This window comes from Dickeya oryzae (genome assembly GCF_009372235.1).
Lineage (GTDB): Bacteria > Pseudomonadota > Gammaproteobacteria > Enterobacterales > Enterobacteriaceae > Dickeya > Dickeya oryzae.
On record NZ_SULL01000014.1, the window covers coordinates 124,538 to 144,865 of the forward strand.

Annotated in this window: 16 protein-coding genes, 1 tRNA gene and 1 riboswitch; of the genes, 9 read left to right on the top strand and 8 right to left on the bottom strand. The window is 50.9% G+C overall.

Annotated features, from left to right (window positions below; translation table 11 throughout):
• Positions 1-37: 37 nt before the first annotated feature.
• Both ansA and sppA read right to left on the bottom strand, forming a co-directional pair.
• A complete protein-coding gene (gene ansA / locus FAZ14_RS15480; RefSeq protein WP_016941283.1) occupies positions 38-1,057 on the bottom strand; it encodes an asparaginase in 1,020 nt (339 codons plus the stop codon).
• A 119-nt stretch (positions 1,058-1,176) separates the two neighbouring features.
• Complete coding sequence (sppA, locus tag FAZ14_RS15485) at positions 1,177-3,027, bottom strand: signal peptide peptidase SppA (protein WP_016941284.1); 1,851 nt, start codon at positions 3,025-3,027, stop codon at positions 1,177-1,179.
• Between the two features lie 246 nt (positions 3,028-3,273).
• On the opposite strand from sppA, the gene FAZ14_RS15490 reads away from it, so the two are divergent.
• The 3 genes from FAZ14_RS15490 (at position 3,274) to FAZ14_RS20490 (ending at position 6,278) form a co-directional block, all read left to right on the top strand.
• Positions 3,274-3,825: an NAD(P)H nitroreductase gene (locus FAZ14_RS15490; RefSeq protein ID WP_016941286.1), complete on the top strand. Its 552-nt coding sequence runs from the start codon at positions 3,274-3,276 to the stop codon at positions 3,823-3,825.
• An 84-nt stretch (positions 3,826-3,909) separates the two neighbouring features.
• On the top strand, positions 3,910-5,835 hold the full coding sequence (locus FAZ14_RS15495) for a DNA topoisomerase III (RefSeq protein ID WP_153508847.1): 1,926 nt from the start codon (positions 3,910-3,912) through the stop codon (positions 5,833-5,835).
• A gap of 164 nt (positions 5,836-5,999) precedes the next feature.
• Complete coding sequence (locus tag FAZ14_RS20490; protein WP_050544595.1) at positions 6,000-6,278, top strand: DUF1496 domain-containing protein; 279 nt, start codon at positions 6,000-6,002, stop codon at positions 6,276-6,278.
• Between the two features lie 36 nt (positions 6,279-6,314).
• On the opposite strand, the gene xthA is transcribed toward FAZ14_RS20490, so the two are convergent.
• Positions 6,315-7,121 (bottom strand): exodeoxyribonuclease III, encoded by an 807-nt coding sequence (gene xthA, locus FAZ14_RS15505; RefSeq protein WP_153508848.1) that lies wholly within the window; start codon positions 7,119-7,121, stop codon positions 6,315-6,317.
• A 242-nt stretch (positions 7,122-7,363) separates the two neighbouring features.
• Positions 7,364-7,458: riboswitch (glycine riboswitch) on the top strand.
• A 21-nt stretch (positions 7,459-7,479) separates the two neighbouring features.
• On the opposite strand from xthA, the gene FAZ14_RS15510 reads away from it, so the two are divergent.
• A complete protein-coding gene (locus FAZ14_RS15510) occupies positions 7,480-8,100 on the top strand; it encodes a trimeric intracellular cation channel family protein (RefSeq protein WP_016941290.1) in 621 nt (206 codons plus the stop codon).
• 195 nt (positions 8,101-8,295) lie between these two features.
• Here the strand turns inward: FAZ14_RS15510 and FAZ14_RS15515 are convergent.
• The 3 genes from FAZ14_RS15515 to FAZ14_RS15525 form a co-directional block, all read right to left on the bottom strand.
• A tRNA-Tyr gene (locus tag FAZ14_RS15515) sits at positions 8,296-8,380 on the bottom strand.
• A 200-nt stretch (positions 8,381-8,580) separates the two neighbouring features.
• Positions 8,581-9,432 carry a formyltetrahydrofolate deformylase gene (purU, locus tag FAZ14_RS15520; RefSeq protein ID WP_016941291.1) on the bottom strand — a complete coding sequence of 284 codons (852 nt, stop codon included), beginning with the start codon at positions 9,430-9,432 and terminating at the stop codon, positions 8,581-8,583.
• A gap of 77 nt (positions 9,433-9,509) precedes the next feature.
• Positions 9,510-9,977, bottom strand: a complete 468-nt coding sequence (locus FAZ14_RS15525) for a YchJ family protein (RefSeq protein WP_016941292.1) — start codon at positions 9,975-9,977, stop codon at positions 9,510-9,512.
• Between the two features lie 237 nt (positions 9,978-10,214).
• On the opposite strand from FAZ14_RS15525, the gene rssA reads away from it, so the two are divergent.
• From rssA to galU, 3 genes are all read left to right on the top strand, one after another.
• Complete coding sequence (rssA, locus tag FAZ14_RS15530) at positions 10,215-11,117, top strand: patatin-like phospholipase RssA (protein ID WP_029456332.1); 903 nt, start codon at positions 10,215-10,217, stop codon at positions 11,115-11,117.
• A gap of 60 nt (positions 11,118-11,177) precedes the next feature.
• Positions 11,178-12,194, top strand: coding sequence for a two-component system response regulator RssB (rssB, locus tag FAZ14_RS15535; protein WP_016941294.1), 1,017 nt, complete (start codon positions 11,178-11,180; stop codon positions 12,192-12,194).
• 395 nt (positions 12,195-12,589) lie between these two features.
• A complete protein-coding gene (gene galU / locus FAZ14_RS15540) occupies positions 12,590-13,501 on the top strand; it encodes a UTP--glucose-1-phosphate uridylyltransferase GalU (protein WP_016941295.1) in 912 nt (303 codons plus the stop codon).
• Between the two features lie 296 nt (positions 13,502-13,797).
• On the opposite strand, the gene hns is transcribed toward galU, so the two are convergent.
• Positions 13,798-14,205: a histone-like nucleoid-structuring protein H-NS gene (gene hns, locus FAZ14_RS15545; RefSeq protein ID WP_029456333.1), complete on the bottom strand. Its 408-nt coding sequence runs from the start codon at positions 14,203-14,205 to the stop codon at positions 13,798-13,800.
• Between the two features lie 380 nt (positions 14,206-14,585).
• Here hns and FAZ14_RS15550 point away from each other — a divergent pair, with 380 nt between their 5' ends.
• On the top strand, positions 14,586-15,185 hold the full coding sequence (locus FAZ14_RS15550; RefSeq protein ID WP_016941297.1) for a thymidine kinase: 600 nt from the start codon (positions 14,586-14,588) through the stop codon (positions 15,183-15,185).
• A 529-nt stretch (positions 15,186-15,714) separates the two neighbouring features.
• On the opposite strand, the gene adhE is transcribed toward FAZ14_RS15550, so the two are convergent.
• Complete coding sequence (gene adhE, locus FAZ14_RS15555; protein ID WP_153508849.1) at positions 15,715-18,408, bottom strand: bifunctional acetaldehyde-CoA/alcohol dehydrogenase; 2,694 nt, start codon at positions 18,406-18,408, stop codon at positions 15,715-15,717.
• Positions 18,409-18,964: 556 nt separating this feature from the next.
• Here adhE and FAZ14_RS15560 point away from each other — a divergent pair.
• Positions 18,965-19,609, top strand: coding sequence for a YchE family NAAT transporter (locus tag FAZ14_RS15560; protein ID WP_016941300.1), 645 nt, complete (start codon positions 18,965-18,967; stop codon positions 19,607-19,609).
• The last annotated feature ends 719 nt before the right edge of the window (positions 19,610-20,328 follow it).

A 20,328-nucleotide genomic window follows, 5' to 3' on the forward strand; every position in this document is an offset into this window, starting at 1 on the left:
TGATGTTGTCTACCCTAATACATCGGCTGCAGGTGATTTAATCTTTATCGCTTAATTCTCCGCGCAGGTTTTGCTGCATGAGTTGGCGAATTTGCTCAGGGGAGAGATCGTTTCGGCTTAACAGATAATGCAGTTTCGTCAGCGCGGCCTCAACCGTCATATCAAACCCGCTGATAACGCCCGCTTGTGCCAGTGCATTACCGGTTGCATAACCATCCATATTGACCCGACCGGAGATACATTGCGTCAGGTTAACCACTACGATACCGCGTTCAGATGCGCGGCGTAGTTCATCCAGCAAACCTGAACTTTGTGGCGCATTACCAACACCATAGGAGCGCAGAATCAGTGCCTTGACTGGCTGGCGCAGGAAATTACTCACCACATCGGCAGAAATACCGGGATAGATGGTCACCACGCCGATAGGTTGTGGTGTGATGGCATGGACAATCAGTGACCCGTCGAGTGGTTCGGGATTAGCGGGTGTTAAGCGGCGAATGTGGATACCGGCTTCCAGCAAGGGAGGATAGTTCGGGGACGCGAAAGCATCGAAACCATCGGCATGTGCTTTGGTCGTCCGGTTGCCGCGCAACAATTTGTTGTTGAAGAACAGACTAACCTCGTTGACCGGATGATTGGCTGCCACGTACAACGCATTGAGCAGGTTGGTTTGCCCATCAGAGCGCAATTCTGCCAGCGGAATTTGTGACCCTGTCACGATAACCGGCTTGGCGAGATTCTCCAACATGAATGACAACGCGGAAGCGGTAAACGCCATGGTATCGGTACCATGCAGAATGACAAAGCCATCGTATTGATCATAGTGTTGCTGAATATCGTTGGCGATGGATTGCCAGTCCGAGGGGGTCATATCGGAAGAGTCAATCAGCGGCGTATATTCATGAATAGCGAATGATGGCATCTCCGGGCGATGGAATTCCGGCATTTGCGCCAATTGCTGTTGCAGGTGACCAGAAACCGGGACGTACCCGTGGGCAGAGCGCTGCATACCGATAGTGCCACCCGTATAGGCGACGTAAATGGATTTCTTTTGCATGGGTGTTATGGGTCGGGACTCGATTGGTTATAGAAAGGGTTAGCCCTGAAATGCCGGGATTATAAAAAGGTTTCAGTAGTAAAGACAGCCCGACTCGCGTCGGGCTGTGTAAGGGAGTGTTATCGTAAGTCGCCGCAGTTCAGGCACAGCGCGTAGCGGTTTTGTGGATCGTTTAGCGCGTCCAGAATCGAAGTCTGGGCACGAACGGTTTGCGCCAGTTGAGCCACCGGTGCCGGTACTAACGCCTGCACGGCGGAAGGCAGCAGCGCATAGACCGAACTTCTGACCTGGCTGAACATCACGTTGAGCAGATCCGGCTCTTCTGTGTACCAGCTCAACTGATACTGTTCCAGTTTGGCAAGCTCTGCGGCTTTCTTCACGGCATCGTCGAAGTCGCCCAATTGATCTACCAGACCATTAGCTTTGGCGTCACTGCCGACCCAGACATGCCCCTGGGCTATCGCATCGACTTCCTGCGATGTCTTCTGGCGTGACTGGGCTACCAGAGAAACAAAGTTTTGGTAACCACGCTCGATGCTAATCTGCATCAGTTGGCTTACTTGCGGTGGCAGGGTCTTGGTTTGAGACAAATCAGCCAGCGGCGAAGTGGCAACACCATCGGTATGCACACCAATGCTATCCAGCGCGTTTTCAAACGTGGTTACCACGCCGAAAATCCCAATCGAACCGGTCAGGGTACTGGGGCTGGCGATGATGGTGTTAGCTGGCGTAGAAATCCAGTAACCGCCAGATGCAGCCATCCCCCCCATGGAGACGATAACCGGCTTACCTGCCTGGCGTGCAGCCATCAGCTCAGAACGAATCAGTTCAGACGCCGTCACGCTGCCGCCGGGGCTGTTAACCCGCAGGATAATGGCCTTCACTTTCGGGTCCAGCCGCGCATCACGAATTTGTGCGGCGGTGGTATCGCCACCAACGTATCCGGGGGTTTCTTTACCATCAACAATGGTGCCGCTGGCAAACACGACCGCTATCTCATTGCTGCTCGTGGCCGGTGGCGTTGGGGTGTAATCATAAATGCTGGTGAAATTGAAGTTTTTGGTTTTGGCATCCCACCCAAAGGCTTTGATAAGCGATTGCTCAATCGCCGAATGGGGAGCCACTTCATCCACCAGTTTATTTTCCAGTGCGTAACGCGCGGTATCACCATCTATCTTCTGCAGACCCGCGAGGATAGCGTCAGCGCCGGGGAACAATTGCTGCGGGGTGATTTGACGGTTAGCCGCGACGGTATCGAGATAGTGTTGCCACAGGGTGGAAATCCAACGATTGTCGGCTTCGCGAGCATCGGGCGACATGTCATCGCGGATAAACGGCTCGACGGCGGATTTGTACGTGCCCACGCGGAAAATGTGCGCGGTGACTTTCAGCTTATCCAACAGCGTCTTGTAGTAGAGGTTATTGGTGGCAAAGCCATGCAGGTCAACATTTCCCTGAGGGGTCAGGTAGATTTTGTTGGCAAAGCTGGCCAGATAATATTGCGTTTGGTTGAAATTGTCGCCGACGGCAAAAATCGGTTTGCCCGCATCACGAAATTCGCGCAGCGCTTTACCGATGTATTGCAGTGAAGGCTGGTCAGCGCCGACAAAGTCAGACAAATCCATCACCATGCCGGTAATATTGCTGTCGTTTTTGGCCTGTCGAATACTTTCAACAATATCAAACAGCGAATTTTCCTGATGGCGGCTTGCCGACGCACCGAAAAATTCGCGGCCAAACTGGCGCAGCTTGTTATTAACGGACGGCTTATCCACCACCACCCCTGTCAGATCCAGCAATAATGCGCCTCGCACAGGTTCAGCCGGCGGGGCTTTGAACTGGCTGTAGATCCCGATAGCGACCAGGATCAGGCAAACCAGAAAGAGGTTGAGGATAAATTCGCGGATGAAATTCAGCAGGCGCCATCCCCATCTGAATATTCCACTGAAAATTCGCCACATTGTGCGCATGTCCACTCCGTCAAAAGAAAACTGGGTTTAAGCTGTGCCTCGGGTTCGCGGTGAATCTGCGCGAACGCATCCGAACGCGAGCACTGGCGGTATCCTAATGAGCGACAGAATAAAAGTCAGCTATTTATCTTGCCGCAGGGTCAGTAGCAGGGCGCTAACTTGTAACAAATCTTCTACCTGTGCTACCGTGGCGCGCAACCGGATTTTATTCACCGACAGCAGATTTTTCATGACAGGAGAGATGTGATGGATGCTCTGGAATTGCTACTGAATCGCCGTTCGGCCTCGCGTCTGGCCGCCCCTGCGCCGACAGGTGAGGTACTGGACAATATCCTGCGAGCGGGTTTACGGGCTCCTGATCATGGTGCACTACAACCCTGGCGTTTTTCTATTATCCAGGATGATGGGTTATCCCGTTTTAGTGAGTTGCTGGTTAGAGCGGCATTGCAGGATAAGCAGGATGAGGCGGCCGTCGAAAAAGCGCGTCAGGCACCGTTTCGTGCGCCGATGATCATTACCGTGGTAGCGCACTGTGTGGATAATCCGAAGGTTCCCCATTGGGAGCAAGTGGTCTCAGCAGGATGTGCGGTACAGGCGATGCAAATGGCCGCACTGGCACAAGGTTTCAACGGTATCTGGCGTAGTGGTGCCTGGACTCATCATCCGCTGGTTCGTGATGCTTTTGGTTGCCGTGCGTCGGATGAAATTGTCGGTTTCCTCTATCTGGGGACTCCGCAGCTTAAAGCCTCCGCCGCTGTCGCGTCCGTTGATAGCACGAAGTTTGTCAGCTATTTCTAATCCTGTATTGACGATGTTTCCCTTGCGCTACATGCCCGATGGGCCGGTGAAGCAAGGGATATCCGTTCTGTTGTGCGGTGTAACATGCGACTGTTTATTGCGGAAAAACCCAGTCTTGCCAGAGCGATTGCCGATGTCTTGCCTAAACCGCACCGGCGGGGCGATGGCTTCATTGCCTGTGGCGAACAGGATATGGTGACCTGGTGTGTGGGGCACCTGCTGGAACAGGCACAACCAGACGTGTACGATGCCCGCTACGCGCGCTGGTCGCTGGCTGACTTGCCGATCGTGCCACAAAAATGGCTGCTCCAGCCGCGTCCATCGGTGAGCAAGCAACTGAATGTGATCAAAAAACTGCTGACGCAGGCCGATGAAGTGATCCATGCCGGTGACCCGGACCGGGAAGGGCAGTTGCTGGTCGATGAGGTGCTGGAGTATCTGGCGCTGCCTGAGGCGAAACGCCAGCAGGTACGCCGTTGTCTCATCAACGACCTGAACCCGCAGGCGGTGGAGCGTGCAGTATCGCGCCTGCGTGAAAACCGGGAGTTTGTTCCGCTGTGTGTTTCCGCACTGGCGCGTTCACGTGCTGACTGGTTATATGGCATCAATATGACCCGCGCCTATACCTTGCTGGGGAAAAATGCCGGGTATGAAGGTGTATTGTCAGTCGGTCGGGTACAGACGCCAGTATTAGGGTTGGTTGTCCGTCGTGATGAAGAAATAGATAATTTTGTGCCGCGCGACTATTTCGAGGTTAAGGCCCACATTGTTACCCCCGCCAATGAGCGGTTTGTTGCATTGTGGCAGCCAAGTGAGTCGTGTGAACCGTATCAGGACGAAGAAGGGCGCTTGCTACACCGTCCGCTGGCTGAGCACGTTGTTAAACGCATTGAAGGACAACCTGCACAGGTCACGGCCTATAATGATAAACGGGAATCGGAAACCGCACCGTTGCCGTATTCGCTTTCCGCCTTGCAAATTGAAGCGGCTAAACGCTTTGGGTTGAGCGCCCAACAAGTGTTGGATATTTGCCAGCGGTTGTATGAAACGCACAAGTTGATCACCTACCCACGTTCGGATTGCCGGTATCTGCCGGAAGAGCATTTCGCCGGGCGACACGCGGTACTGAACGCGATTGCTGCACATCAGCCGGATTTATTGCCGCAGCCTGTGGTGGATCCTGAACGCCGTAATCGCTGCTGGGATGACAGCAAGGTTGACGCACACCATGCCATTATCCCCACCGCGCGTAGCACCCGCACGTCGCTAACCGAGCAGGAAAATCAGGTTTATGGGTTGGTTGCCCGGCAATACCTGATGCAGTTTTGCGCCGATGCTGTGTTTCGTAAATGTGTTATCGAGCTGGATATCGCTGGTGGCAAGTTTGTGGCGAAAGCCCGTTTTTTGGCAGAGGCGGGGTGGCGCACGTTGCTCGGCCATAAAGAGCGGGACGAGGAAAACGAGGGAATGCCATTGCCGGTGGTGGCGAAAGGCGATGAATTGCTGTGTGAGAGGGGCGAGGTGGTTGAGCGACAGACTCAGCCTCCCCGGCCGTTTACCGACGCAACGTTGCTATCTGCCATGACCGGGATTGCCCGCTTCGTGCAGGATAAGGCGCTGAAGAAAATCTTACGTGAGACAGATGGATTGGGCACCGAAGCTACGCGCGCAGGCATTATCGAACTGTTGTTTAAACGTGCGTTTCTGATAAAGAAAGGGCGCTATATTCATTCGACTGATGCAGGTAAGGCGTTGATTCATTCGCTACCACCGATCGCCGCGCACCCAGATATGACGGCGCACTGGGAAGCGACGTTGACGCAGATTAGTGAAAAACGTTGCCGCTATCAGGATTTCATGCAGCCGTTGACGCAATCGCTGTACGAACTGATTCAGCAGGCACGACAAAGTGGTAATATCTCGGCGTTCAGAGGATTACCGCCCGTTAAGAGCGCTTCGCCCGAGAAGCGCAAACGTCGTCAGTCACGTTCAGCCAGCACCAAGGAGTAACGCAGATGAAAGCATGGGGCACCTTCCTGATGGCAACCGGCTTGTTGCTATCTTCCGCTACGCAGGCGGCGACGCAAACCACGGTGGTGACGCAGGGGCATCCCGTCATTTTGCCGGGAAACAATGTCGCAACCCAGGGCACGGTATCCGGCGCGCAGGGTGCGATTAGTACGCAGGGCGTTGCCAATGCTCAGGGGACGACCAACACAGACGTGGTGGTGCCTGTGCCGCCACAGGTCGTGTGGGGTAACGGTGGTAATGCCGGTGGTAATGTTCAGCGAGAAACTCAGGTTAATTGCATGAGTTGCTGTATTTATCAAAACAGAAGCTACTCTGAAGGCTCGGTCGTCAGGGCGGAAGGGGTGTTACTGCAATGCCAGCGCGATAAAGGCAACCTGGGCACCAATAATCTGGTGTGGCGGATCCTCAAAGATCAGCAATAAACAGCGATAACGGGGCGATGTAGCCCCGTTGTTCTTTCAGAGAGTGAATTCCGCCCATACCGGCGCATGGTCAGAGGGTTTCTCCATTGCCCGAATGGCGTAATCAATACCCGTGGCGGCGCAGCGGCTCGCCAGCGGTGAGGTTGCCATGATCAGATCGATACGCAGCCCACGGTTATCATCAAATCCTGATGAGCGGTAGTCAAACCACGAGAACTTATCCTGACATTCGGGATTGGCAGCCCGGAATGTATCGACCAGCCCCCAGCTTTTCAGCCGTTCCATCCATTCACGCTCTTCCGGCAGGAATGAGCACTTCCCAGTGCGCAGCCAGCGTTTACGGTTATCTTCCCCAATACCGATATCCAGATCGGTCGGGCTGATGTTCATGTCACCCATGATAAGCACCGGCTGGTCCGCCTGATGGTGCAGATCAAGATAGTGCTGCAAATCCTGGTAAAAACGGGTTTTGGCAGGAAACTTGACCGGGTGGTCGCGGCTTTCACCCTGCGGGAAGTAGCCATTCACCACCGTCAGTGTGCCGAGCGGCGTTGCCAGATCCGCCATAATGATACGGCGCTGGGCGTCATCGTCGTCGGTGGGAAAACCGCGCCGAACCGCCAATGGTTCAGCTTTGGTCAGCAGCGCAACACCGTAATGGCCTTTCTGTCCATGATAGAAAACGTGGTAACCGAACTGTTTTACATCGTCGAGTGGAAACATGTCGTCATGGACTTTGGTTTCCTGTAAGCCGATTACGTCAGGCTGGTGTTGTTCGATGATTGCGGCCAGTTGATGGGGACGGGCTCGCAGCCCATTGATATTGAAAGAAACAAATTTCATGTTCGCTGCCGTTGTTAAAAAAGCGTGCTCTGATGTTAGCAGAAAGGCGGCAGAGGAGTCACGGCGGCGATACGATCGTGTCAACAGTCATAACTATCGGTGATGGCTGGTTGAACCGGTTCACAATAGCCCGTATACTCCGCGCCTTGCAGGAGAGCGGAAGGCACGACATACCACGACAGGCCTTCCCGCCGAAGGCGCAAACTCCCATAATCGCTCAGGCCACCTTACTGCACATTTCAATGACGCCAACTGGAGAGCGGTTGCGAGACAACCCACCGAAGGGGCAAGCGGTATCACCGCGTAAACTCTCAGGTAAAAGGACAGAGGGAGGGGCACATTTCACAAGGGTACATGTGTGCTGACCTATATCTATCTGATCGCTATTACTGCTGAGGGGATGTCCGGTGCGCTGGCCGCTGGCCGTCGTAACATGGATATTTTTGGTGTTTCGATGATCGCCTTTATTACCGCGCTGGGTGGCGGTACGGTGCGCGATATCATGCTAGGTAATTATCCCATCGCCTGGACGCAACACCCTGCCTATATCTATCTCACCATCGGTGCAGGTCTTCTGGCCGTGCTGGCATCACGTGTGATGCATCACTTGCATCGGCTGTTTTTAGTGCTGGATGCCATGGGGTTGGTGGCATTTACCATCATCGGTTGCAATGTGGCTATCGAGCTGGGTTATTCACCCACCGTGGTTGTAATGGCTGGCATCACCACCGGTATCTTTGGCGGCATCTTGCGGGATATTTTTTGCAACCGCACGCCCATGGTGTTGCGTAAGGAGCTTTACGCTTGCGTGTCACTGCTGGTGGCACTGGTGTACCTTAGCTTGCGTGAAATCGGCATAAACCACGACATCAATCAGCTTATCTCTTTTTCTATCGGTCTGGCGCTCCGTCTGGCGGCCATTTTCTGGTCCTGGCAGTTACCAGTATTCAGTTATATGCCAGAACGCTGGAAAGAATAATGGTTCTTTCACCGGACACGGTGACACTGACGATTACATCGCTGTAGGACATCACGGATGCGATAACGCCTACAGGCCGCATCGGTTTTGCCGCGAGATATCGTTATCTGGCGATTGATTGTTTTTTGTAAGAGTGAGTGTATCGGGAAATAACAACGTGATGGATTTCAGCGAGTCGCGATAACGCGGTAGAGATGGTGGTGGGGGAAGGATTCGAACCTTCGAAGTCTGTGACGGCAGATTTACAGTCTGCTCCCTTTGGCCGCTCGGGAACCCCACCACTGGCCTGATTGCTCTTTTGTGTGTCGAGCGGGGCGCATCATATCAAATGCCGCGCCTCTGTAAAGACTGAAAAAACAAAAACAAGTTCGTTTGCCGTTTTTTTATGCCGCCCGATGTAATTGTAGGCAAAGGGCGGCGAAGTGCTAATCAACGCAGGATGGCTAATTAACTCAGGCCTAACTAGCGCAGGATAGTTAACTAACGCAGGATAATAGTGCGGTTGCCGTAGACGAACACGCGCTGGGCCAGAACATGATAGAGCGCCCGGCTCAGGACGTTTTTCTCTACGTCGCGTCCGGCACGCATCATGTCGTCGGCAGTGTAGGTGTGGTCAACATTAATCACGTCCTGCATGATGATGGGGCCTTCATCCAGATTGTCATTCACGTAATGCGCGGTTGCACCGATGATTTTCACGCCACGCTCGTAAGCCTGATGATACGGGCGTGCACCGATGAAGGCTGGCAGGAATGAGTGATGAATGTTAATAACCCGGTTAGGGTAGTTCTGGACAAATGCGGGGGTTAAGACGCGCATATACTTCGCCAGTACAACGTAGTCAGGTTTGTATTGGTTTATCTGCGCGACCATTTTCAGGTCGTGCTCTTCGCGTGTCAGGCCGTCATGGCTGACCAGATGGAACGGAATATCGAAGCGTTCTACCAGCGTGCGCAGCGTGTCGTGGTTACCAATCACGGCAGCGATTTCAACATCGAGACCACCGTAGGTGCTTTTCATTAGCAGATCGCCAAGGCAATGCGCTTCTTTGGTCACCAGAATGACGACACGGCGACGCCCGGCGCTGCTCAGTTCGCGCACGGAACCTTCCGGTAAGGCGCTGTCCATATCGGCCAGCAGTGTAGTGTCATTGAAAATGCCTTCCAATTCCGTGCGCATGAAGAAACGACCAGTACGGTGATCAACGAATTCCGAATTCTGCACAATATTCAGTTCGTGCTTGTAACAGATGTTGGTGATCTTGGCGATAAGCCCTTTTGCATCAGGGCAGATTGTCCGTAAAATTTTTCGTTGGATATTCTGGGATTGCATGGAGTTGGGATCCTGTCCAAAACATAAATCAAGTATTGCTGTTACGCGATGCCGGAATCACCGCCGTAATCAAGGTGTCATTGTCCGCAGCACTTTTTGTATTTTTTGCCGGAGCCGCACGGACAGCTATCGTTCCTGCCGGTTTGCAAGTGAACGCCGTCGACATAGTACCAGCGATCGTGACAGCGAAGGAAGCGAGAACGCTCTCTCATTAATACCCGCGAGTCTGGATGGTCGGCTGTGCTATAGCTGGCAGCGAACTCAACATACCCTTCGTCTGCTGTTTTTCCCGGGGTAACATCCAGTATCCGTAGACTGAGCCAATGGGTATCAGCACAACTGGCGGCAATATCGGTTCGCCAGTTTTCCGCGTGACAGTCTGGATGCCAGGTGGCGACCAGATAGTCAACGTCTTGTTTGACGTAAGCGGTATAGCGTGAACGCATCAGCAACTCAGGACGAGGAGCCTGACTGTCATGAAGCAGGTAAGGCTGACAACAGCGTTCGTACGGCTGGGCGCTACCGCATGGGCAATATTCGGACACAATATCTCCTGCAAAATTCTGCAATAACGTTAATTAATTAAGACACCATCGATAAGACGTGGGGTATGTTACCTAATACGGTTTGTCGGCCGCAATCATCTGGTCTTGCAGGGACATCACGGCGATATCGCAACCAGTCGGCACTCGTAGCGGAATGACCATCAGCGACTGTCACGCACGATAACTGTCACACACGATTGTGTGACACCGCCTAGAATAAGACATAGGAGGAACACCATGCGGAAGGTAAAAATAGGTCTGGCATTGGGTTCTGGTGCTGCCAAGGGATGGGCACATATCGGCGTGCTGAATGCACTGGAGGAGTTGGGGATTTTTCCTGATGTCGTTGCAGGATGTTCGGTGGGCGCACTGGTTGGTGCCGCCTATGCCACACATCGACTGGATAGCATGGCGCATTGGGTGAACGGTTTTCGCTACTGGGATGTCATCCGATTGATGGATTTTTCCTGGCGTCGTGGTGGATTATTGCGGGGCGATCGTGTTTTCAACCACGTAAAGCATCTGGTACTTACGCAACATATTGAAGAGTGTGCTATCAAATATGGTGCTGTAGCGACTAACCTGAGTACAGGAAGGGAACTATGGCTCACACAAGGTGATTTGCACTTAGCTATTCGTGCCTCCTGCAGCATGCCGGGGTTATTGGCACCTGTTCAACTGAATGGGTACTGGCTGGTAGATGGTGCCGTGGTGAATCCCGTGCCGGTCTCATTGACGCGGGCGATGGGAGCGGATGTGGTGATTGCGGTGGATTTGCAACATGATGCCAGCTTGCAGCAACATAATCTGTTGTCCGGTAAAATGGCTCCAGCGCAAGAAATGACGACTCCGCATAGTTGGCGTGAGCGCATTCGTCATCGTTTATCTCATCGCTTTCGTCAACAGACGGAGGTGACGCCTACCGCGATGGAGATAATGAGTACTTCTATACAGATATTGGAGAATCGCCTGAAAATGAACCGTATGGCGGGTGATCCCCCTGATGTATTGATTCAACCTTATTGTCCGCAAATTGCCACGCTGGATTTTCATCGGGCGGGAGAGGCTATTGAGTCTGGCAGGGCGGCGGTAGAAAAACAGCGGGAGTTATTGTTACCGCTGGTCAACCGGGTCATCTAAGGAAGTTTTTCGATTTAGGATTCGGCAACGAATGATAATAAGCGTTTCAAGGGGTCGCGGATGGCACAACCATTGACGGGAAAACACATTTTAGTGGTTGAGGATGAGGCTGTTTTCCGTTCTGTGCTGGCTGGTTATCTGACATCCTTGGGCGCGGATGTGCACGAGGCGGGTAACGGTAAAGAAGCGCTGGAAAAAATGGCTGTTCAGCCACCCGATCTGATTATTTGCGATCTCAATATGCCCATGATGGGCGGTTTTGAATTCGTCGAACGCTTGCGCCTGCACGATACTACAACGCCGGTACTGGTAGTATCCGCCACCAGCCATCTGGCAGATGTCGCCAGAATATTACGTCTTGGCGTACAGGATGTTCTGCTCAAACCCCTGCACGATTACACGCGTTTGCGTGAGTCGGTCATGGCGTGTCTATATCCGACAATGTTTACTTCACAGGCGAATGAAGTGGAACAACTGATGCGTGATTTGGATACATTAAACCAGTCTCCGGGCGCTGCATTGAAACTTCTGGAGCAATTGCAGCCACCGGTCCAGCAGACGCTGGCTCGCTGTCGTATCAACTATCGGCAATTGATGGCGGTAGACCGACCAGGATTGGTGCTGGATATTGCAGCGTTATCTGAGGATGAGCTGGCGTTTTACTGTCTCGATGTGACGCAGGCTGCGAATAATCACGGCGTATTGGCGGCATTACTGTTGCGAGCGTTATTCAACAGTCTTTTGCAGGAGCATCTGGCTCATCAGCAGCGCCGCTTACCTGAATTATCGGTCTTGCTTAATCAGGTCAACCAGCTATTGCGTCAGGCGAATCTGCAAGGACAGTTTCCTTTGCTGGTGGGGTATTACCATCGCGAATTGAAACGGCTGATTCTGATTTCAGCTGGTCTGCATGCCACGTTAAGTGTTGAAGATCATAATATCGGACTGAATAACGGCGTACCGTTAGGCACATTAGAGGGTGCTTATATCAATCAGATGAGTTACCCGTGTGAAGCATGGCAGTGTCAGATGTGGGGGAGTGGCGGTCGTCTGCGCCTGATGTTGTCTACAGACTAATCCGATAGCGGCGAGTCTCCCCGCACTTCAGACTCTGTGTATCTATCGTAATTATTCTTTATCCCCTACTATACCCAAAATAATTCGAGTTGCAGGACAAAACGCGTTGCGTTTTGAACAACGCAAAGCGTTGGCCCTCAGGGCAAGACACATAATGAGTCTTGTAACGCGGCAAGAGAGGGAGTCCCGATGAGCTTACTTAAGTAAGAGATTCGGGTGAGCGAACGCAGCTAACACACCTGCAACTTGAAGTATGACGGGTATAGTGGCCTATGATTTTTCTCATCACACATCCAGATTGGACGAGCATCACGCATTGAACCTGATATACTTTCGCGGTTTTATGCACCGGACAAATAAAACTCATTATTTGAACGATATATACGAGGCTGTTTATGTCAACTGTTAATAAAAAAGTAAAAAAAGCGGTCATTCCAGTGGCCGGGTTGGGAACACGTATGTTGCCTGCGACTAAGGCTATTCCCAAAGAAATGTTGCCGCTGGTCGATAAGCCGTTAATCCAGTATGTAGTTAATGAATGTATTGCGGCGGGTATCAATGAAATAATTTTGGTTACACATTCCTCCAAGAATTCAATAGAAAACCATTTTGATACCAGCTTTGAACTGGAAGCTATGCTGGAAAAACGTGTTCAGCGTCAGTTGCTGAAAGAAGTTCAAGCTATTTGTCCAAAGCATGTCACTATTATGCAGGTTCGTCAGGGGTTGGCGAAAGGATTAGGGCATGCGGTGCTGTGTGCACATCCTTTAGTGGGTGATGAACCGGTAGCGGTTATTTTGCCGGACGTCATCATCGATGAATATGAATCTGATCTGAAGAAAGACAACCTCAGTGAAATGTTGCAACGTTTTTATAGCACGGGTCATAGCCAGATTATGGTAGAGCCAGTGGAAAACGTCAGCAGCTACGGTGTGGTGGATTGCAAAGGCGTCGAATTAAAGCCGGGCGACAGTGCACCTATGGTTGGGGTTGTTGAAAAACCAAAAGCGTCAGAAGCGCCGTCTAATTTGGCTGTGGTTGGCCGTTATGTGTTGTCTGCTCAGATCTGGGATCTGCTGAAGAAAACAGAGCCTGGTGCGGGTAATGAAATTCAGCTGACAGATGCTATTGCCATGCTGATGGAAAAAGAAACTGTTGAGGCTTATCACCTGAAAGGCGTAAGTCACGATTGCGGCAATAAACTGGGATACATGACTGCATTTGTAGAATATGGTATTCGTCACGACGCATTGGGTGAGGACTTTACCCAGTGGCTGAAAGAAGCGATAGAAGAAGACGCTAATTAATCCCTCTCTTTCTCTCTAGCCGTAACGTCACACGCAACACATATCCTCAGTCGTTTACATGGTTAAACGGCTGAGGGTGTCTAAAACTGGGGGAGTGCATTTGCTAGAGCACCACCAGAAAGACCTGCTTATTTATAGAGCGAGTAAAGGTTAAAGGCGAGGTGAGTAAAAAGCCTGCAGGCCTGTCGTTGCGAAGTATGGCGAGAGTATCAGTTGGACGATCGTTTGGTTGCGCTAATCAGACATAAAAAAACACCCCGTTAATGGGGTGTTTTTATTTATTCTTAAACTAAGAATTACAGCAGGAAGTCATCCAGGGATTTGCCCTGTTCTTCGATGGCTTTCTTGATAACTGCAGGCGTACGGCCCTGGCCGGTCCAGGTTTTCAGTTCGCCGTTTTCGTCAGTGTATTGATATTTAGCCGGACGTGCAGCACGTTTAGCTTTACCCGCTACTTTGCTCGCACCCAGAGATTGCAGTAATTCGTTAGGATCAATGCCATCAGCAATAAGCATTTCACGATACTGCTGTAATTTGCGTGTGCGTTCTTCAATTTCAGCCTGAGCCTGGTTTTCTTCTTCACGACGTTCGTTAACCACGACTTCCAGCTTTTCCAGCATTTCTTCCAGTGTTTCGAGACTGCATTCTCTTGCCTGGGCACGCAGAGTGCGGATGTTGTTTAGAATCTTAAGTGCTTCGCTCATTGGATTAATCTCAAAATAAATATTATCGGTGACAGTACAGAGATAATAGAGTGCTGTTTTATTTTCTGCAATAGGCAAAATTGTCAGGTTGTTAAAATTTAGCAAATTTAAATCGAAAATCACGTATCAGACGAGCAATATAAATTTCTAACAAACCAGCTAATACATTCTGTTAGCGTGCTCTGTAGCGGAAATAGTCATGCACAAGTGTAGCGATAGTTTCTTGGGGCTCATGATGGCGCAGTCAATATTACTAAACCACAGAATGATTGTGGTACTGACAACGCCGACGGTATGACTAAACCCTCGTCAGCATCAATACCTATGTTACAATAAATTTTAACGATTACTGACCGGTGAATGCCGTTGAACGAGGAGCCATGGCGCAGCTTTATTTTTATTATTCCGCGATGAATGCAGGGAAATCTACCGCACTGTTGCAGTCTTCATATAACTATCAGGAGCGGGGAATGCGCACGCTGGTGTTTACGGCTGAAATAGATGATCGTTCCGGCCGGAGCGGCATCGTCAGTTCGCGTATCGGCCTCTCTTCACCCGCGTTATTGTTTAACGAGCAGACAGATTTATTCCAGGCTCTTGAACAGGCCCATCGTCAGCAAACTATTCACTGTGTGCTAATTGATGAAAGTCAGTTTTTGACGCGTGAGCAAGTGAATGCGTTGTGTGATGTTGTCGATCAATTAGACATTCCGGTTCTTTGCTATGGCCTGCGCACCGATTTCCGTGGGGAATTGTTTAGTGGCAGTCATTATTTATTGGCCTGGGCTGACAAACTGGTTGAACTTAAAACCGTCTGCCATTGTGGGCGTAAGGCGAATCACGTATTGCGAGTAGACTCACATGGCAAGCCTGTCATTGAGGGCGCTCAGGTTGTGATTGGTGGAAATGAAAGTTATGTATCGGTATGCCGTAAGCATTATAAAATCGCACTGGGGCTGACGCGGGCTGAGGCGGAATAATCCATATCAATAATAGGTTAAGTATTTAGCCTGCCTTATTAATGGCCGGAGCGTGGCACATCGGTCCGGTTATAGCCCTCGGTAAATATTGCTAATAAAAATTAAATATTCGTTACTTTGTGTGTATGGAAGCCGTGTCTCAGGTTGCCAAACGTCGGCAGTAAGATTTCCCCATGTCATGACGGTTATTCTAAAAGACGCGCGTGTGGTGTTGCCTAAAATGGGGTGGTTTTGCCCCGAAAGGGGAACCGTTGCTGGCAGGCTCGCCACGCTTTTCTTTTGTTCACCCTGGCTCCCCCTTCAGCATCCTGAATTTCAGGCTTATAACGTGCGTTTATGGCCTCGATTCTCGTCTTCTTATGGCTGGTTGAGACATACAGACACATAGCGTTATACAAGCCTATAGGCGCCTCAGCCAGCGGCGGTTAGGAAGAGGGCGGCAATTACATTACTGGATAAAAAATGACTGGATAAAAAAAGCCCTGTGCGCTAGGCACAGGGCTTGATAGACGTTGTGGGTTAACGACTATTAGTTAACGGCTTTCTTCTCTTTCTTTTCCGCTTTGGCTGGTGCGCTGGCGGTGACCGCGGTGGCTTTGGTGTCCGTCACGGCATGCTCGACAAACGGACGTCCATAAAACGAATCCAGCAGGATTTGTTTGAGTTCGGCAATCAGCGGATAACGAGGGTTAGCGCCGGTGCACTGATCGTCAAAGGCATCTTCAGAAAGCTTGTCCACTTTGGCCAGGAAATCGGCTTCCTGCACGCCCGCTTCACGAATAGACGCCGGGATCCCCAGCTCTTTCTTCATGCTTTCCAGCCAAGCCAGCAGTTTTTCAATTTTCTGAGCGGTACGGTCACCGACGGCACTCAAGCCTAAATGATCGGCGACTTCGGCATAACGACGGCGCGCCTGCGGACGGTCGTACTGACTGAATGCCGTCTGTTTGGTCGGGTTATCGTTAGCGTTGTAACGAATCACGTTGCTGATCAGTAAGGCGTTAGCCAAGCCATGCGGGATATGGAATTCAGACCCCAATTTGTGTGCCATTGAGTGACAGACACCCAGGAAAGCGTTGGCAAAAGCGATACCGGCAATGGTGGCCGCGTTGTGGACGCGTTCACGTGCTACCGGGTTTTTGGCACCTTCGTGGTAGCTGGCTGGCAGGTTGTCTTTCAGCAGTTTCAGTGCCTGCAACGCCTGTCCGTCGGAGTATTCGTTTGCCAGTACTGAAACGTAGGCTTCCAGCGAGTGGGTGACGGCATCCAGACCGCCGAAAGCACACAGCGATTTCGGCATGTTCATCACCAGATTCGCATCGACAATCGCCATATCCGGTGTCAACGCGTAGTCTGCCAACGGGTATTTCTGACCGGTGGTATCATCGGTTACTACGGCAAACGGTGTGACTTCAGAACCTGTCCCTGAGGTGGTCGTGACGGCAATCAGTTTTGCTTTCACACCCATTTTCGGGAACTTGTAGATACGTTTGCGAATATCCATGAAACGCAGCGCCAGCTCTTCGAAATGGGTATCCGGATGTTCGTACATGACCCACATGATCTTGGCGGCATCCATCGGCGAACCGCCACCCAGTGCGATGATGACGTCAGGTTTAAACGCGTTCATCTGTTCAGCACCTTTGCGAACGATGCTGAGTGTCGGATCCGCTTCCACCTCGAAGAAAACATCGGTATCCAGACCTTGCTGTTTCAGTACGGAGGTAATCTGGTCTACATAGCCGTTATTAAACAGGAAACGGTCGGTTACGATGAAGGCGCGTTTGGCACCATCAGTCGCCACTTCTTCCAGCGCGATCGGCAGTGAACCGCGACGGAAATAGATAGATTTAGGAAGTTTATGCCACAGCATGTTTTCAGCTCGCTTAGCAACGGTTTTACGGTTGATCAGGTGCTTCGGTCCGACGTTTTCGGAGATAGAGTTACCGCCCCATGAGCCACAACCCAGAGTCAACGATGGTGCCAGCTTAAAGTTGTACAGATCACCGATCCCACCCTGAGAAGCTGGGGTATTGATCAGAATGCGGGCAGTTTTCATCTTGTCGCCAAAATGGTTCACACGCTGCGGCTGATTATCCTGATCGGTATACAGACACGAGGTATGGCCGATCCCGCCCATCGCAACCAGTTTTTCCGCTTTCTCTACGGCCTCTTCAAAATCTTTCGCCCGGTACATAGCCAGTGTCGGGGAGAGTTTTTCGTGTGCAAACGGTTCAGACTCGTCTGCATGGGTGACTTCACCGATCAATACCTTCGTACTGGCTGGGACTATAATACCGGCCATTTCGGCGATCTTGATGGCGGGCTGGCCGACGATAGCGGCATTGAGCGCGCCGTTTTTCAAAATCATCGCCTGCACGGCCTGCAACTCTTTGCCTTTAAGCAGGTAACCGCCGTGCGTAGAGAAACGTTCACGTACCGCGTCATAGATCTTATCAACGACGATGACCGACTGTTCGGAAGCACAAATTACGCCATTATCAAAGGTTTTTGACATCAAAATCGATGCAACAGCGCGCTTGATGTCAGCAGTTTCGTCAATCACGACAGGGGTGTTGCCCGCGCCTACGCCAATAGCCGGTTTACCGGAGCTATAAGCGGCTTTCACCATGCCCGGGCCGCCGGTTGCCAGGATCAGGTTGATATCCGGGTGGTGCATCAGCTGGTTGGACAGTTCGACGGAGGGTTCATCAATCCAGCCGATAATGTCTTTCGGGGCACCAGCGGCAATTGCTGCCTGCAGCACGATATCGGCTGCTTTGTTGGTTGCGTTTTTCGCACGTGGGTGAGGAGAGAAAATAATACCGTTACGTGTTTTCAGGCTGATCAGTGCCTTGAAGATAGCGGTAGACGTCGGGTTGGTGGTCGGGACGATACCGCAGATAATACCGATAGGTTCGGCAATCGTGATAGTGCCGAATGTGTCGTCGACGGACAGTACACCACAGGTCTGTTCGTCTTTGTAAGCGTTATAGATGTATTCGGAAGCAAAGTGGTTCTTGATGACTTTATCTTCGATGATCCCCATGCCTGATTCTGCAACCGCCATTTTTGCCAGCGGAATACGCGCATCTGCGGCAGCCAGTGCTGCTGCACGGAAGATTTTATCAACCTGCTCTTGCGAGAAGTTTGCGAACTCATGTTGCGCTTTTTTGACGCGTTCGACCAAAGCGTTAAGTTCAGCAACGTTTGTTACGGCCATAATGCTCTCCTGTAATGTTAAGCTCTTTCAGTCAATGGTCCATCGATAAATAAGCAGTATAGATAATGGTTGAGGTACCTGATAATTTGGCTCTTACGATTATCCATTGACTCAAAGCGCTCGATTAATCTTCTGATGCGTGTCATTGCCTTTTTACGGGCAGAAACCATGGTTTCTCAATGCTATTCCTAAAACGGCTGCCGATATAAGGGCAATGTTCGCTGCTTCAGGTGCTGTTCTTTTCTCTGAAGTCAGAATACCCCGTTGCTAGTCGGTTTTTTGTGATCTCACTCGCTAAATTGTCATGCTGACACCATTCAGCATGGTGTTGTTGAGAATTAATATCATTTATGTCCGTGGTTTGTTAAAAATAAATGACCATTCCATGTGCTCTTATGGGTGATTTTGTATCGAAAATTGGCGTGGTGACAGAGAATAATCGTCAGATGAAAAAGTGGAGGCACGTTGTACTTTACATTACTGTAGGCGATGTCACGGTGTGTGCCGTCGATCGCCAAAGACACCTGGCGTTGACAATAATCTTCAGAGGTGAAAAGTGATTCAGCCTGTTCTGGATTTCTCTGGTTACATCAAGTTTTTTATTGGGCTGTTTGCGTTGATAAACCCGGTAGGTATTCTGCCTATCTTCATTAGTATGACCAACTACCAGGCAGGGGAAGGGCGGGCGAGAACCAACCTGACAGCCAATGTCTCCGTGGTGATTATCCTTTGGGTCGCGCTATTTTTTGGTGACGCTATCCTACGACTGTTTGGCATCTCGATTGATTCATTCCGCATTGCAGGCGGTATTCTGATTACCACTATCGCGATGTCGATGATCAGCGGCAAACTGGGTGAGGACAAACAGAATAAACAGGAGAAGACAGAAACCGCCAATCGGGAAAGTATTGGTGTGGTGCCGCTGGCATTACCATTGATGGCAGGGCCGGGTGCCATTAGCTCCACCATTGTCTGGAGTTCCCGCTATCACGGTTGGCAGAATTTACTAGGTCTGTCGTTGGCGATTGCTGTTTTTGCATTTTGTTGCTGGTTGTTGTTTCGGGCCGCACCCGCGTTAGTCAGGTTGCTGGGACAAACCGGTATCAACGTCGTGACACGTATTATGGGGCTGTTGCTGATGTCGCTTGGTATTGAGTTTATCGTGACAGGCATTCGCGCGTTATTTCCAGGATTGTCCTGATAACGAATGTGTCGAGGCTTAGGTGTCGATATGTGATGTCTGAGCCGTGTTGCCTTTATTTATCTTTATACTCTGCTGCTGGGCCGCTGGTGAATCTGCCTGAGAGCGTGACTTTGCTCAATTCGGCTCCCGGCGGCATGGCTATGTTGTTGGCGCTATGGCTATGTCGTCGGCGCTAAAGTGCCGGTGGACTAAAGTGGGAGAGCAACGATAAGTTAATGTGTTACCTGCTTCATCTACCAATCCACCCCGATCTTACAACACTCCTATCCCCCGATTGCGTACATTCCGTTCATCTGATTCGCCTTATTTTTATTACTATTTTTTTCTTATGCCATTTCCCGGTCATCATCAGCAGAAAAAGGCGCATTCCCTACTATTATTTATCACACGAGGCGGCATAACTTATTTTTATACCATGTGAATGCCTTAGATAAGCTAATGCATGTGGCGTAAAACACAGCAGATGTTTTATTGCAATGCACATGAGATTTCACTGTTAATTTATTCACATGTAGAGGCGCGGGCGTTGGAAAGTCATTGATGGCGGTAGAAGTTTTTTATCGTGCATTTTTTGTCCTTGACTATGGTTAATTCTTCCATGCCTGCCACTTATTGGACAATCTGCTGTCGGGGGCGCTTTTGCCATAGTTGATGCCATGCTCGGGTGCTTTTGTGTCCATTTACACATACTGGTTTTTTTGTGACTTTCCGGGATT

Excerpts from the sequence above, each read along its gene's own strand:
- FAZ14_RS15490 (WP_016941286.1), top strand. The coding sequence starts at position 3,274 with ATGGATGCTCTGGAATTGCTACTGAATCGCCGTTCGGCCTCGCGTCTG.
- sppA (WP_016941284.1), bottom strand. The coding sequence starts at position 3,027 with ATGCGCACAATGTGGCGAATTTTCAGTGGAATATTCAGATGGGGATGG.
- FAZ14_RS15495 (WP_153508847.1), top strand. The coding sequence starts at position 3,910 with ATGCGACTGTTTATTGCGGAAAAACCCAGTCTTGCCAGAGCGATTGCC.
- FAZ14_RS15550 (WP_016941297.1), top strand. The coding sequence starts at position 14,586 with ATGGCGCAGCTTTATTTTTATTATTCCGCGATGAATGCAGGGAAATCT.
- ansA (WP_016941283.1), bottom strand. The coding sequence starts at position 1,057 with ATGCAAAAGAAATCCATTTACGTCGCCTATACGGGTGGCACTATCGGT.
- rssB (WP_016941294.1), top strand. The coding sequence starts at position 11,178 with ATGGCACAACCATTGACGGGAAAACACATTTTAGTGGTTGAGGATGAG.
- rssA (WP_029456332.1), top strand. The coding sequence starts at position 10,215 with ATGCGGAAGGTAAAAATAGGTCTGGCATTGGGTTCTGGTGCTGCCAAG.
- adhE (WP_153508849.1), bottom strand. The coding sequence starts at position 18,408 with ATGGCCGTAACAAACGTTGCTGAACTTAACGCTTTGGTCGAACGCGTC.
- xthA (WP_153508848.1), bottom strand. The coding sequence starts at position 7,121 with ATGAAATTTGTTTCTTTCAATATCAATGGGCTGCGAGCCCGTCCCCAT.
- purU (WP_016941291.1), bottom strand. The coding sequence starts at position 9,432 with ATGCAATCCCAGAATATCCAACGAAAAATTTTACGGACAATCTGCCCT.
- galU (WP_016941295.1), top strand. The coding sequence starts at position 12,590 with ATGTCAACTGTTAATAAAAAAGTAAAAAAAGCGGTCATTCCAGTGGCC.
- hns (WP_029456333.1), bottom strand. The coding sequence starts at position 14,205 with ATGAGCGAAGCACTTAAGATTCTAAACAACATCCGCACTCTGCGTGCC.